The sequence below is a fragment of the Lysinibacillus sp. BS3 genome (assembly GCF_039614735.1).
GTDB lineage: Bacteria > Bacillota > Bacilli > Bacillales_A > Planococcaceae > Lysinibacillus > Lysinibacillus capsici.
In genome coordinates, this window is the sequence record NZ_CP154860.1 from 3,256,521 (window position 1) to 3,270,830 (window position 14,310).

The following is a 14,310-nucleotide window of genomic DNA, read 5'->3' on the forward strand; positions in this document are numbered from 1 at the left end:
AGAGAAATACAGCAGGGGATTGCAAAAATGTTGTATATTGTTAAGGATGAATGTATTAAAATTAGTAGTTAAAGACAGTAAAATTGATGGAGGTACATCATAAGGAGGAAAAAGTTTGAAACAAGAATTAAAAATTCCACAAGCCACTACAAAAAGACTTCCTCTTTACTATCGATTTATTCAAAACTTTGCACAAGAAGGTATGGAACGTATTTCGTCGAAGGAATTGAGTGAAGCGATGAAAATAGATTCTGCAACTATTCGCCGTGATTTTTCTTATTTTGGTGCACTTGGGAAAAAAGGTTATGGCTACGATGTGCAGCATCTATTACAATTTTTTAGCCAGACGCTTGATCAACATGAAACGACAAAAGTAGCGTTAATTGGTGTGGGGAATTTAGGCAGTGCATTATTAAAATATAATTTTCAAAAAAACCATAATACACATATTGTGGTAGCATTCGATTCAAAAGCACCGAAGGATGGCAAAATGATCAGTAACATTCCGGTTTTTCATCCAGATTTATTGGAAGAAAAATATGCAGAATACGGTGCAGAGCTTGCTATTTTAACCGTTTCACCACGCTCCGCTCAAAAAATGGCGGATCGCTTAGCAGCCATGAATGCAAAGGGAATTTTAAACTTTACGCCAGAGCGATTAACAGTACCTGATAGAATGCAGCTTTTAACCATCGATTTATCGGTAGAGTTGCAAGCGCTTATTTATTTAATTCGTAATCAGGAAGAGTGAAAACCATACATATTTTTTAGTGTAATTCACCGTTTCTGTCAAATAGATAATTTAAATAAAATGAGGTCAAATCAGTGAGTGTGACGAAAAACTTTCACATATAATTAGTTAGCAAAATGGCGAAATATGCGTTAAAATGATGGATATAAAGAGGAGGTGGCTGTAATGGGTGGTATTGGTCCTATGAGCCTCATTATTATCGGAGTTGTCGCGTTACTAATTTTTGGTCCTAAAAAGTTACCAGAGCTTGGTAAGGCATTTGGTTCAACACTACGTGAATTCAAAAATGCTACTAAAGGTTTAGCCGACGAAGATGATGATGATAAGAAAAAGAAAGAACTAGATAAGTAAGTTAGGATGTTTGAGGAATGAATCCAAAAGATCTAACTGTCATTGAGCATATAGAAGAATTAAGAAAACGGCTGTTCATTGTTGCCGTTTTCTTTGTTCTAGCTATGGCCGGCGCCTTTTTTGTCGCAAAGCCACTTGTAAAATACCTTCAAATGACTGGAGCCAAATATAATATAGAGCTTCATGCATTTGATGTAGTCACACCACTTGCAATTTATATACAAGTTGTTTTTATAATTGCATTTATTCTTTCATCACCCGTGTTGATGTATCAATTATGGTCGTTTATTAGCCCTGGATTAAGGGAAGTAGAGCGTAAAGCAACTCTAAGCTATATTCCGTATTCATTTTTATTGTTTCTTGCAGGGTTATCTTTTTCGTACTTTTTACTATTCCCATATGTCATCAAATTCATGATGAATTTATCGAATGATTTGGAGATACAGCAAACCATTGGTATACATGAGTATTTTACATTCTTGTTTAAGCTTACAATACCGTTCGGTTTCCTTTTCCAGTTGCCAATTGTTGTTTTATTCTTTTCACGAATTGGCATATTAAGTCCGGAATTACTAATTCGTATTCGTAAATACTCGTACTTCGGTTTATTTGTATGTGCTGCGATTATTGCACCACCTGAGTTGGCTTCGCATTTAATGGTTTCAGTTCCGCTGTTTATTTTGTATGAAATTAGTATTATGATTTCACGAATTGGCTATAAGAAATATCTTAAATCCGAAGAGATTCGATTAAAAGAAGAACAGGAAGCGGAGCAAAAGCGCCAGATTGAAGAAGCACTTGAGCAGCAACGACGACAAATAGAAGAATTGAATCAACAGTAATAAATAAAGCTCGGTGCCCTAAATGGGACACCGAGCTTTTGTGTTATTTTTGCATCTTACAAGCGCTTTACAAAAATTTATTGCATTTTTTCGAGTTCTTGAAGAAACTTTTGCAATGGTTCCGCATAGAATTGTACAAGTGTCACAAATCCATTAAGCATGACGTGTGCAATAATAGACGTCCAAATGCGCTTTGTTTTGTGATATAAAAAGGCGAAAATTAAACCACAAATGGTATAAAGCAAGATATGTGAGAAGTCGAAGTGTATAATCGCAAAGAAAATGGCACTCACAATTGCTGCCACCCAGAAATTTGTTGTTTGGACAAGCGAGCCAAAGATCACTCTACGGAAGACGAATTCTTCTAAGATTGGCCCGAATACAACAATTGCTAATATGGCGATGGGAGCACCTTTAGCTATCGCGACAATATCTGCAGTATTTTGTGAGCCTCCTTCAATACCGAAAACAGCCATCTCAATAGCTGCACCAATCATTTGTCCAAAGAACACTAGGAAGAAGCCGATGATTCCCCACACAATTGTAAGAGGTATCGTTTCTTTTTTTCCTTGATAAATGTTCCAAAATGCTTTATCTCGAGATGTAAGGATTAAGCTTAAAATGAGCGCTACTGCAAAACTTAGTGCAATATACCAACCTTGAGTAATAGGAGCCGCTTGTTCAGAAGCTAAACCAGTTACCTTCATGATGAGCTTATGGAACGGTAAGAGCAACCATCTGCTAGAGATTTGCATCAAGATATAAATCAGCAAAACATACAGGGCTGTTTTTTTATGTTTCGTTACTTTTTGAGAATTAGTCACAGTCAAAATCCTTTCCATTCATATGCTTCCTTTCTATTGTAGAGGAATATGGAAAGAAAACAAAATTTTTTGAAGTTCTGACTTGCAAAAAAAAGAGTGATTGATTATCATAATAATTGTGTTAGCACTCATTGATATAGAGTGCTAATAAATATCAACAATTATTTAACTATTAGGAGGTTGTTTCACTTGTTAAGACCACTAGGAGATCGTATTGTAATTGAACTAATCGAGGTAGAAGAAAAATCTGCATTCGGTATTGTACTACCTGACTCTGCAAAAGAAAAACCACAAGAAGGTAAAGTAGTAGCAGTTGGGACAGGTCGTGTATTAGAGAACGGGCAACGTGTAGAGCTTGACGTTAAAGTTGACGACCGCATTATTTTCTCTAAATACGCTGGCACAGAAGTTAAATTTGAAGGTAATGAATACCTAATTTTACGCGAAAGCGATATTCTTGCAATTATTGAATAAGAACTTTAAAGGCACCTTACGTAAGGTGAATACTTATTGTTTGCATAACAAATGTGACAATAAGGTGAAATTGATATAAATATATTGAAGAAGCTTAACGAATATTCCATTTCAGGAGGGTAAATTCTCATGGCAAAAGATATTAAATTCTCAGAAGACGCTCGTTCATTAATGTTACAAGGTGTAGATAAATTAGCAAATGCAGTAAAAGTAACATTAGGACCAAAAGGACGTAATGTTGTTTTAGAAAAAAAATTCGGTTCACCACTTATTACAAATGATGGTGTGACAATCGCTAAAGAAATCGAACTAGAAAACCCATACGAAAACATGGGAGCAAAATTAGTAGCAGAAGTTGCTTCTAAGACAAACGAAATCGCTGGTGATGGTACAACTACAGCAACAGTATTAGCTCAAGCAATTATTCGTGAAGGCTTGAAAAACGTTACAGCTGGCGCAAATCCAGTAGGTATCCGTAAAGGTATCGATAAAGCAGTTGCTGCAGCACTTACTGAATTACACGCTATTTCTCGCCCAGTAAGCAATAAGGAAGAAATTGCACAAGTTGCTGCTATTTCTGCTGCAGATGATGAAGTTGGACAACTAATCGCTGAAGCAATGGAACGCGTTGGTAACGATGGAGTTATTACAATTGAAGAATCAAAAGGCTTCACAACAGAGTTAGATGTAGTTGAGGGTATGCAGTTTGATCGTGGTTATGCTTCTCACTACATGGTAACTGACACAGATAAAATGGAAGCGGTTCTTGATAACCCATACATTTTAATTACTGATAAAAAAATTACAAACATTCAAGAAGTATTACCATTATTAGAACAAGTGGTGCAACAAGGTCGTCCACTTTTAATGATTGCTGAAGATGTAGAAGGTGAAGCTCTTGCAACACTTGTTGTGAACAAACTTCGTGGTACATTTAATGCTGTAGCAGTAAAAGCACCAGGTTTCGGTGATCGACGTAAAGCAATGCTTGAAGATATTGCTATCCTGACAGGTGGCCAAGTGATTACAGAAGAATTAGGCTTAGACCTGAAATCCGCTGATATTTCTGCACTTGGTCGTGCAGCAAAAGTAGTTGTAACAAAAGATAACACAACAATCGTTGAAGGTGTAGGCGGAGCAGACGCGATTGAATCACGCATTGGTCAAATCCGTGCACAACTTGCTGAAACTACTTCAGAGTTCGATAAAGAAAAATTACAAGAACGTCTTGCTAAATTAGCAGGTGGTGTAGCAGTTATCAAAGTTGGTGCTGCAACAGAAACAGAGCTGAAAGAGCGTAAACTTCGTATTGAGGATGCTTTAAACTCAACTCGTGCGGCTGTTGAAGAAGGTATCGTATCAGGTGGTGGTACAGCACTTCTTAACGTCTATGCAGCAGTGGAAAAAGCGGCTGAAGCAGTAGAAGGCGATGTAGCTACAGGTGTGAAAATCGTTCTACGTGCTTTAGAAGAACCAGTTCGTCAAATTGCTAATAATGCTGGTCTTGAAGGCTCAATTATCGTAGATCGTCTAAAACGTGAAGAAGTTGGCATTGGTTTCAATGCAGCAACTGGCGAATGGGTAAACATGATGGAAGCAGGCGTAGTAGACCCAGCAAAAGTAACTCGCTCAGCTTTACAAAACGCAGCATCAGTTGCAGCCCTATTCTTAACAACAGAAGCGGTTGTAGCAGATATCCCTGAAGCAGCACCAGCAATGCCAGATATGAGCGGCATGGGCGGTATGCCAGGAATGATGTAAGATTTAGTTAGCCTATAAGCACAATCTTTTAAGTAATATGACCACTTTCCATAGTTTTATGGAAAGTGGTTTTTTATTTTGATTTTTTATTAGAACAGAGTTTAAATAAAAATCCTTAAATTTTCTTAGCTATATAATATCCGGAATTTACAATGAGCTGTTTTAATTTCTATCGGAACAATAATTTTAGCGAATTAAAACCCGCCAGTAGTGGAATATTTATCTACTGAATGTATGCATAATCTATAATTAAAAATTTTCCTGTTGTTTTTCAATGGATTATCACTTACAATACAAAATGAAAATGATAATCGTTATCATTAACTAAAAGTTTAATAGATAGAGGTGAAATTTTGGATAGACAGGAAGCTAACAGAATAGGAATGGGCAATATTTATTATGTTATTATCTTGCTTTTAATAGTCTCTATTTTAATATCTGCCATTTTTTCTGTATCAATAGGACAAGTCAGCATTCCTTTCAAGCAATCGATGGATATTTTGCTACATACTATATCCAATGGAAAACTTGGAACACTTGATAGTGTGGAAAGTGAATCCTATTTGAATATTATTCTACAGGTCAGAATGCCGCGTGTGGTTTTTGCCTTATTGATTGGTGTCGGTCTTGCATTGTGTGGGGCTGTCATGCAGGCAGTTGTCCAAAACCCGCTTGCTGATCCATACATACTTGGTATTTCTTCAGGAGCGTCATTAGGTGCAACCTTTGCTATTCTAGTTGGTTTTGGGAGTAGTGCATTGTTAGCACAATTTGGAGTAGCCTTTGGTGCATTTGCAGGGGCGATGATTACCTCTATGGCAGTGCTTATCTTATCCAGCATTGGAGGTAAAGCAACCTCAGTAAAATTGGTTTTATCAGGGGTTGTTATCGGTGCATTATGTAGTTCGTTTTCAAGCCTTATCATCTTTTTTGCCAATAATGCAGAGGGCATTAAAACTGTTACGTTCTGGTCTATGGGGAGTTTATCATCTGCCAGCTGGGACAAAACACCAATTTTAACAATCGTGATTGTACTAGGAGCTGCATTATTCCTTTTCCAACATCGTGTGCTAAACACAATGCTACTTGGAGATGAATCAGCTATCACCTTAGGGATCAATTTAAGTGCTTATCGTAAATTATATATGATTCTTACCTCGCTTATTACAGGAACGATGGTCGCTTATGCAGGTATGATCGGTTTTGTTGGTTTAATTATTCCTCATATCACAAGAGGTATTTTCGGTGCAGATCACAAACGATTAATGTTAGGAACATTGCTCTTAGGAGGCCTTTTCATGATTTGGGCTGATATTCTGTCTAGAACATTAATCCAAAATGTGGAATTACCGATTGGTATTATTACTTCTGTCATTGGGTCACCATTATTTATCTATATGATTGTAAAAAAAGGTTACAACTTCGGAGGGTAGAACAATGGAATTAGTAGCAAAGGAAATAGAAGTAAAAATCGGCAAAAAGGAAATCGTAAAAAACGTATCCATTCATGTGAATAAGCAACAATTTGTGGGCTTAATCGGACCAAACGGATGCGGAAAATCAACTTTACTGAAAAGCATTTATAAAAGCCTAGTACCTCAAAAAGGGATGGTCTTCTTAGATGATTTAGATGTTTTAAAAAGCGCCGAAAAAAAGATTTCTCAACACTTAGGTGTAGTTGGACAATTCAATGAAATGCACTTTGATTTAACGGTACAACAAATGGTGATGTTAGGTAGAACACCTCATAAAAAAATGCTAGAGTCAGATAACCAAAAGGATTTTGACATCGTAGAAGAGGCATTGACAAGAACGAACTTACAATCTTATAGAGAGCGCAGTTTTCTTTCACTATCTGGTGGTGAAAAGCAAAGGGTTATTTTAGCTAGAACGATTGCCCAGCAGCCTAAATTTATGATTTTGGATGAACCAACAAATCATTTAGATATTCGTTATCAAATTGAAATACTATCCTGTGTAAAAAGTTTAAACATCGGTGTTTTAGCAGCTCTTCATGATCTAGAAATGGCAGCACATTACTGTGATTATCTTTATGCAGTAAAAGATGGTGAAATCTATGCACATGGTACACCCCAAGAAGTTTTAACACCAGAAACAATAGAAGCTTTATATCATATCAAATGTCAAACGTTTACTAATCCAGTGACGAATGGATTAGGCTTTGCATATGGACTGTAGGAGGAAAAACATGAAGAAAAAATTATTATTAGGAATTGGTTTAGCAGCTTTATTAACATTAACAGCCTGCGGTAACACATCAAAAGATACATCTAAGGAAACACAAACAAAAGAGCATTATCCACTGACAATTGAGAACTTTTCAAAGGCTGAAGGTGGATCAACATGGGAAAAGAAAGATCAAGTATTTGATAAAGCACCAGAAAGAATTATGGCAAATACACGCCCAGCTGCAGAATTATTATTACATTTAGGATTAAGCGATAAAATCGTTGGTGTTGGTGCAAACTTTGGTGCAGTTGATAAAGCTGTTGAAAAAGAGTATGCAAAGCTAAATATTTTAAGTGATGAATATGTTGGGAAAGAGGTTACATTAGGTACTGATCCTGATTTAGTATTTGGTCGTGGTGGCTTATTTGATAATGCTGAATGGGGAGTAGGGACAGTAGATTCGCTTAATGAAATGGGTGTAAAAACATATGTTTTAGAGTCATCCGTAACAGGCGGCACGTATGATTCTATTTATAAAGATATAAAGAATATTGGTGAAATTTTTAATGTTCAAGACAAAGCAGATAGCTTTATTAAAGAATTAAAAGGTCGACAACAAGATATTTCCTCAAAATTAGAAAGTATAAAAGAAGAAAAAACATTTGCCTATTTGCATACAAATGATCCAAAAGAGCTTTTTGTTTATCCAGCACACGATGAAACATTCTTTAATGATGCATTCAAAATGGTTAAATTAGATAATATTTTTAAAGATGAAACAGGCGATGTAAGTGTTGAAACATTAATTGCAGCAGATCCAGATGTATTAATTCTTCCTAACTGGGACGGTTCTGATTTGACAAAAGTACGTGAAGAAATTTATGCGAATCCTAAACTATCAAGCATGAAGGCTATTAAAAATAAACAAATGTATATTGTAGATTACAATTACATGTTTGGCTATGGCTATAACACAATTGATGGAATGGAAGCATTAGCAAAAGAAATGTACCCAGACTTATTTAAATAAAACAAAAAGTGCTGTCCTAGCGGGTCGAATAAATGACACGTTAGGGCAGCGTTTTCTTAATACGGAGGAATAATTATTGTTATGGCTGTAGAAGCTGCTCTTTATTTAATATTGTGGTTATTAACTTAGAATTTTCATTGTTCCCGCAGACGGATACAGGATGCTGCGGATCGAGATAGAGTAATTGGGTAAAAAGGTCTTTCCTTGTTTTTTTTATGTTGGTGGTATCAAGCAAATATGGCGATAGGATTGGCAATAAGCCTGTTTTAAAAAGAGCCTCTTTTAAAGTCCAAAACTCATAAAAAACATGTAAAGGCTGATGAGAGACCAATTGACGCTCTGTCTCAGAAAGCGCATATATCATCATATCTTCACTCACTGGCTTTATTTCTTCAACATCAATGCCGACTCGTCCGATAGTGGTGACTGCTAACACTATCCAATCCCCAGAATGAGAGAGATTAAAATCTCCCTGCCAATGAGGGTGTCCTGCAATATAAGGGCGCCCAAATTCATTATGAGCTAGTTGTAACAGAACGTCATCTATATAGGGAAGGAGTGCCCATCTAATAAGAGTGCTACCTAGCAACGCTCTTTGCTGATCTTGCCAGCGCTTGTATTGCTGAACTTTTCTTTGCACCTCAAAAGGGAGTACTTTAAGGAAAGCATCCCGTTCTGGTGGTGCTAACTGTACTCCTAGAGGAAGTGCAAATAACTGTATAGTTTGTTTTATCATCTTATATTGACTTGTTTTGGCTCAGGAAAGTAGCCTGTATCAATGCCATATTGAATCATTCTGTAAATAAAGGCTTTATTTGGTGCCGCACATTCAATCTTGGTATGAGCTAAAAATTCTATCGTTTTTTTGCAATTGAAGATAAATGGGGAGTCACTTGCTCCATCACCTTCAAGCTGCGCAATGGCTAACGATAAATATTCCTGTACATCTTTTGAATGATCACCATTTAATAGCCAATCTGTATACTCTTGTGTTGACACAATTGTTAGGTCATAACCAATTTCCTTAAGCATATCGATTAATTCTAAATAAGTAAGCGATACAGGGTTACATAAATGGAAGACATGGCCGTTGGTTGCTGGCTGGCTTGCCAAAGAAACAAGTGCCTGACTAGCATAATTGATTGGTGTGAAGTCAACATGCCATTGTGCGGTAGGTGTTTTACCTAAATAAAGCATTGATTTAATCATACGGTAAAAGGCATTGTCATCGATATTACGTTGGAATTTACCTGTTTCAGAATGACAGCTTAAATTTCCTACACGATAAATGGAGACAGGGATTGCATCCTGTACAGCGTTTCGAACAAGGTTTTCTGCTTCTAGCTTACTTTGAGTATAAACATTATCAAGCTTAACATTGTAATTGAAGTTACCTTTTGCTTCATTTGGTCCCCATTGTATGGCGGCTAGCTCCTCTGGAATGCCAATTGTCGATACATAATGGAAATGCACACCTGGTTTCTGTTTGGCTATTTCAAGCAAGTAGCGAGTTCCATTCACATTGACATTATTAAAATGATCAGCTGCACCGAAGTGACGTACATCTGCACCACAATGAATGATAGCATTAATTTCTTTCATAATGATTTTTTCATCTTTATCAGATAAGTGTAGTCGTTGCTTCCCTAAGTCACCTTGGATAACAGTAATACGATCTTTCATCTGCTGAGCAATGGTATTGCCAAAATAAAATTGCATACTCTCTCTTAGTTTATCTTCAATCGTAGTTTGGGTGCTTGGTCGAATAAGGCAATATATGTGCGCAGTTGTTGTTGCTAATAGCTCATATAATACATGACTACCTAAATAACCTGTAGCACCTGTTAGTAATACCGATGTCATTGGCAAGGGCTTCACATTTTGGGAGACTTTTAGAGGACTAGGCTCCATTAAGTCCTTGAATACAATGCTTTTAGCTGGCTCGTCTTGATCTTCAATCGCTTCTGGTTGATAATGACGAATATAATGATCCAGTTCAGCTATTGTTTGATATTGGAAGAAATCCTGAATCTTTAAGAATGGTATATGTTTTTTCACTTGTACAAGAATCTCGAGCACTTTTAGCGAATGCCCTCCGATATGAAAGAAGTTATCGTGAATGCCAATTGGCTCAATACCGAGTACAAATTCCCATGCAGTAGCAAGCATACGCTGTGTATCATTTTCTGGGGCAATATATGTAGTGCTGCGTGATAAAGTTAATTCCAATGAAGCTAAGTGTTTTCGATCAATTTTTCCTGTAGGGGATAATGGCATTTCTTGCAATTCAATAAATTGCTCTGGCACCATATAATCTGGTAAAAGATTTGCTAAGTAGTCCCTTAAAAGATTCTCCTCAAGCTGCATCCCACTTGCCACCGTATAGTAGGCAAATAAATGATTATTCCCATCAGCCATTTTCTTTGCAATGATCACAGCTTCCTGAATGCTCGTATGATTGCTCAATACTGTTTCGATTTCACCAAGTTCAATACGGAAGCCTCTTACTTTAATTTGAGAGTCTTTACGTCCAACAAATTCAATGACACCAGTTGGCAATAGTCGAACTAAATCACCTGTTCGATACATTTTTTGATCTGGCTTTAAGAGATGAGGTACAAATACTTCAGCTGTTTTTTCAGGCTGATGTAAATAACCTGCTGCTAAACCAGCACCAGCAATACATAATTCTCCGATTACATTAACGGGACATAGCTGATCGTCCGTGTTAATAACGTACATTTCATAATTGGCGATTGGTCTACCAATAGGGATACTCATGTCTGTTATCTGACTTTTCACCTTAAAATAGGAGGACAATACTGTACATTCAGTTGGTCCATACACATTAATAATTTCTGTAGAGAGTCCAAATTTGTCTTGCCATTTTTGAACAATGGCAGGCAATAGGGCTTCACCACCTACAGATAAATAATTTAATGTCGAAAGCTTTTTTCTATAGCTTACTGGTAAATGTGTAGCTAGCTGTGTAAAGAAAGCATTTGGAACAGTAGCGGTCGTTACTTGCTCACGGTCGATCATATCAGCAAATGCCTCAATGGACAAACGCTCTATACTTGTAAGCATATGAAGTCTTGCACCTGAAAATAAAGCAGTAAAGGTTTCTGTTATAGAAGGGTCAAAACTAAAAGAAATAAACTGGGAATAAACATCTTCTTTAGTTGAATGGTAGATTCGTTGATTATCTGTTATTAAATTAATGACAGCCTCATGCTTAAGCATGACGCCTTTTGGCTTACCTGTTGAACCAGATGTATAAATAATATAGGCTAAATCGGATGGAAGAATTTCACATTGGATATTTTCCTGTGAATATCCTTGCTCCATTTGGTTGATTGTGAACACTGTGCGTGTTTGGGAATCATTATGTATAAAATCATTCAGTAGAGCTGTATGTTCGTTTTTCGTTATGATAAATGGAGTACCTGTATCGTTTAATAGGTACTGACAACGTTCTTTTGGATAGCTCGGATCAATGGGGACATAAACTCCACCAGCTTTCAGGATACCTAACAAACTAATGACGGTTTCTTTACAGCGTTCCATAACTATCGCTACATAGTTTCCTTTTTGTAGACCGTTGGCAACTAACATATGAGCAACTTGGTTGGATTGTTCATTTAGCTGACGGTAGGTAAGTTTTCCACCTTCATAGGATAATGCGATTCGTTCCGCAAATTTTTGTGCTGCCTGATAAAATACGTCAGGTATTGTGGTGTTTTGATCGTAGTCAGCTATTGTACGGTTTAACGTTTGATATGCGAGTAAGTCTTCTCTGTTTAATAATTGTGTACTATTGGATTGAAGTGTTTGTTGGTCAAAAGAAAGCGTATTATTCTGTGATGGGTGTACATCAAATTCATTTTTATTATTCAATTATGACAACTCCTATTTTAGAAAAGGGCCGACACCTATGAAGGAGCGATTATCGTCATTAGGTCCACAGTAGTGAATCGATCTGTGAGAAACTAACGGACATAACTCTCCTTAATAAGGGCAGCCCTTTCATTTTTTATTTCACTACAAAGGTATTAACAACATTCATTAATTCATCAGATAGCTCGGATAATACTTGAGCTTCTTCAGAAACTCGTTGTACTGTATTCAATTGAGAGGCAGAAGTTGCTGCTACTGCTCTTGTATTGTCCTTTGAATTGACTGAAAAATCTTCCATATCTTTTACAGCAGATGTTACTTCTTCCATACCAGCTGCCATTTCTTCAATTGTTGCAGAAAGCTCTTGAATTTGCCCTGTCACATGGTGAATGGAAGTTAAAATTTGGCTAAATGATTTTTCTGAGTCATTGATCATGACAATACCATGATCTACTTCTTCTACAGCGTGAACCATGATATTTACAGATTCGTTTGTATCATGCTGGATATGAGAAATAAGTGTAGAAATTTCTCTTGCAGATGCCTCAGATTGCTCTGCAAGTTTACGTACCTCATCAGCAACCACTGCAAAGCCACTACCAGCCTCCCCAGCACGTGCAGCTTCGATTGCCGCATTCAATGCAAGTAAATTGGTTTGCGAAGCAATCCCTGTAATGATTCCTACGATTTCTTCTATTTTATTGGAATGATCGCCAAGTAATTTAACAGAAGCTGCAGATTGATTAACAGCTTTGCTAATAGCATTCATTTGTGCAACAGATTTATTTGTCGATTCATTCCCTCTTTCAGCTTCCTCTGATGCTAAAATCGAGGATTCTGAAATTTGATTGGACGTCATGGCAATACGTTGAATACCAATATTCATTTCTTCAATGGTAATTGTACTTTCTTTTGCCTTTTGTACTTGAAGATCAGCGCCACTTGCAATCTCCTGCATGGAAGATGCTACATTATTATATGAATCGGAAGCTTCTTGCATATTTACAGATAAAACATTGGCTGTGTTTGAAACACGCTCAGAAACAATCGTTGTACTCTTAATAACATTTTTTAAGTTATCGATCATAGAATTAAAATTTTGTGTGAGCATTCCTACTTCGTCTGTTGAAGTAACTGGTAATGGTTCCAGCTCTAAATTACCTTCTGCGACTTTTTTAGATTGTAAGGAAAGTTGTTGAATTGGTGTTAATTTTTTTCTTAAAAGAGTGTAAACAGCAATGGATGAACCAATTAAGAAAATAACCGTTACTAATAACGTCCATAGGGCTTCAGACATCGCTTTTCCTGTTACCATTGATACGTCATAGTCAATGGCATAAGCAGCCAGCATATTCCCATTCTCATCCAAGATTGGTGTAAGGCCTGTTTTATAGCTACCATATTCATCGCTATAAATATCTGTTGCTGTTGCTTTTTTTGTATCAAAGACTTCTTTAATTCTTGCTAGGAAATCTGGAGATAAACCCATTGCAATCATATCTTGGTTATACTCTGCCCCTAGTTCAAGTATACTAGATGATAGAACAGGTGCATTAATATTTTCACCGTTAACTGTAATTAAAAATAGATTGGTAATGCTATCTGAATTATCATTGATTGCATCCATTTCACTAGTTAATCGTAGAGCATCAGGGTTACTATTTGTAGGATTCTCTAATATCGATTTTAGTGTAGTAATATCAATGGTTTTGGCTAGGATCATGCCTTTGTCAGAAAGAGATTGATTCATGTCTGTTAAATTACTATTTCTTACTATATAATAAGAAAGACCTAAAGTAACTAATCCAAATAATAATAAAATACTCACTACTATTGCAGTTAATTTCTTACTAATAGACATTTGCTGCTTCTTGCGTGTTTTCATGCTTTTCCTCCTAATATGATATAGCAAATATTTCAAGCTAAGGACTATAAATGGATAATTTAGTCAATGTACTACACATTGAAGATGTTGATGTTATTCGTAGAAGTCCAGATGCGTGTTAACTATTTATAAATGCAAAATAATCTATTTATCCCCTATCATTTAACTACTATACTGCCAAAAAAATTGATTCACAACCCAGAAAACTTACTATTTCAAGTCATGATTTCTATAAATAAATGATGATATATAGTTTTTTAGTCTATATATTTTTTAGGTTAGGATAAATTTTTACAAAAAGCTAT

The 14,310-nt window shown here is 36.3% G+C and carries 12 protein-coding genes; 8 read left to right on the top strand and 4 right to left on the bottom strand.

The annotated features are described in order from the left end of the window. Window positions 1-115: 115 nt before the first annotated feature. The 3 genes from AAJG31_RS16090 to tatC all read left to right on the top strand — a co-directional run bounded on the left by AAJG31_RS16090 (window position 116) and on the right by tatC (window position 1,944). Window positions 116-751 (top strand): redox-sensing transcriptional repressor Rex, encoded by a 636-nt coding sequence (locus AAJG31_RS16090; protein ID WP_004224350.1) that lies wholly within the window; start codon window positions 116-118, stop codon window positions 749-751. Window positions 752-916: 165 nt separating this feature from the next. Continuing rightward, a complete protein-coding gene (locus AAJG31_RS16095) occupies window positions 917-1,102 on the top strand; it encodes a twin-arginine translocase TatA/TatE family subunit (RefSeq protein WP_008176991.1) in 186 nt (61 codons plus the stop codon). 17 nt (window positions 1,103-1,119) lie between these two features. Beyond that, window positions 1,120-1,944 carry a twin-arginine translocase subunit TatC gene (gene tatC / locus AAJG31_RS16100; RefSeq protein ID WP_048394925.1) on the top strand — a complete coding sequence of 275 codons (825 nt, stop codon included), beginning with the start codon at window positions 1,120-1,122 and terminating at the stop codon, window positions 1,942-1,944. A gap of 77 nt (window positions 1,945-2,021) precedes the next feature. Here the strand turns inward: tatC and AAJG31_RS16105 are convergent, their stop codons facing one another. Then, window positions 2,022-2,786: a type II CAAX endopeptidase family protein gene (locus AAJG31_RS16105; protein WP_036075465.1), complete on the bottom strand. Its 765-nt coding sequence runs from the start codon at window positions 2,784-2,786 to the stop codon at window positions 2,022-2,024. Window positions 2,787-2,957: 171 nt separating this feature from the next. Between AAJG31_RS16105 and groES the strand changes: the two genes are divergently transcribed. The 5 genes from groES (at window position 2,958) to AAJG31_RS16130 (ending at window position 8,223) form a co-directional block, all read left to right on the top strand. Next, window positions 2,958-3,242, top strand: a complete 285-nt coding sequence (gene groES / locus AAJG31_RS16110; RefSeq protein ID WP_004224358.1) for a co-chaperone GroES — start codon at window positions 2,958-2,960, stop codon at window positions 3,240-3,242. A 129-nt stretch (window positions 3,243-3,371) separates the two neighbouring features. After that, on the top strand, window positions 3,372-5,003 hold the full coding sequence (gene groL / locus AAJG31_RS16115) for a chaperonin GroEL (RefSeq protein WP_036075467.1): 1,632 nt from the start codon (window positions 3,372-3,374) through the stop codon (window positions 5,001-5,003). A 353-nt stretch (window positions 5,004-5,356) separates the two neighbouring features. After that, window positions 5,357-6,436, top strand: a complete 1,080-nt coding sequence (locus tag AAJG31_RS16120; protein WP_259420393.1) for an iron ABC transporter permease — start codon at window positions 5,357-5,359, stop codon at window positions 6,434-6,436. Between the two features lie 4 nt (window positions 6,437-6,440). Then, complete coding sequence (locus tag AAJG31_RS16125) at window positions 6,441-7,202, top strand: ABC transporter ATP-binding protein (protein ID WP_054548890.1); 762 nt, start codon at window positions 6,441-6,443, stop codon at window positions 7,200-7,202. A 10-nt stretch (window positions 7,203-7,212) separates the two neighbouring features. Continuing rightward, window positions 7,213-8,223: an ABC transporter substrate-binding protein gene (locus AAJG31_RS16130; RefSeq protein WP_279493204.1), complete on the top strand. Its 1,011-nt coding sequence runs from the start codon at window positions 7,213-7,215 to the stop codon at window positions 8,221-8,223. A 79-nt stretch (window positions 8,224-8,302) separates the two neighbouring features. Here the strand turns inward: AAJG31_RS16130 and AAJG31_RS16135 are convergent, their stop codons facing one another. The 3 genes from AAJG31_RS16135 to AAJG31_RS16145 all read right to left on the bottom strand — a co-directional run bounded on the left by AAJG31_RS16135 (window position 8,303) and on the right by AAJG31_RS16145 (window position 14,005). Beyond that, window positions 8,303-8,959, bottom strand: a complete 657-nt coding sequence (locus AAJG31_RS16135; protein WP_259420395.1) for a 4'-phosphopantetheinyl transferase superfamily protein — start codon at window positions 8,957-8,959, stop codon at window positions 8,303-8,305. Then, window positions 8,956-12,120: an amino acid adenylation domain-containing protein gene (locus AAJG31_RS16140; RefSeq protein ID WP_279493203.1), complete on the bottom strand. Its 3,165-nt coding sequence runs from the start codon at window positions 12,118-12,120 to the stop codon at window positions 8,956-8,958. Before AAJG31_RS16140 ends, AAJG31_RS16135 begins: the two co-directional genes overlap by 4 nt. Window positions 12,121-12,256: 136 nt before the next feature. Then, window positions 12,257-14,005, bottom strand: coding sequence for a methyl-accepting chemotaxis protein (locus AAJG31_RS16145; protein WP_054548886.1), 1,749 nt, complete (start codon window positions 14,003-14,005; stop codon window positions 12,257-12,259). Window positions 14,006-14,310: the final 305 nt, after the last annotated feature.

Excerpts from the sequence above, each read along its gene's own strand:
- AAJG31_RS16095 (WP_008176991.1), top strand. The coding sequence starts at position 917 with ATGGGTGGTATTGGTCCTATGAGCCTCATTATTATCGGAGTTGTCGCG.
- tatC (WP_048394925.1), top strand. The coding sequence starts at position 1,120 with ATGAATCCAAAAGATCTAACTGTCATTGAGCATATAGAAGAATTAAGA.
- AAJG31_RS16105 (WP_036075465.1), bottom strand. The coding sequence starts at position 2,786 with ATGGAAAGGATTTTGACTGTGACTAATTCTCAAAAAGTAACGAAACAT.
- groL (WP_036075467.1), top strand. The coding sequence starts at position 3,372 with ATGGCAAAAGATATTAAATTCTCAGAAGACGCTCGTTCATTAATGTTA.
- AAJG31_RS16125 (WP_054548890.1), top strand. The coding sequence starts at position 6,441 with ATGGAATTAGTAGCAAAGGAAATAGAAGTAAAAATCGGCAAAAAGGAA.
- AAJG31_RS16130 (WP_279493204.1), top strand. The coding sequence starts at position 7,213 with ATGAAGAAAAAATTATTATTAGGAATTGGTTTAGCAGCTTTATTAACA.
- AAJG31_RS16135 (WP_259420395.1), bottom strand. The coding sequence starts at position 8,959 with ATGATAAAACAAACTATACAGTTATTTGCACTTCCTCTAGGAGTACAG.
- AAJG31_RS16145 (WP_054548886.1), bottom strand. The coding sequence starts at position 14,005 with ATGAAAACACGCAAGAAGCAGCAAATGTCTATTAGTAAGAAATTAACT.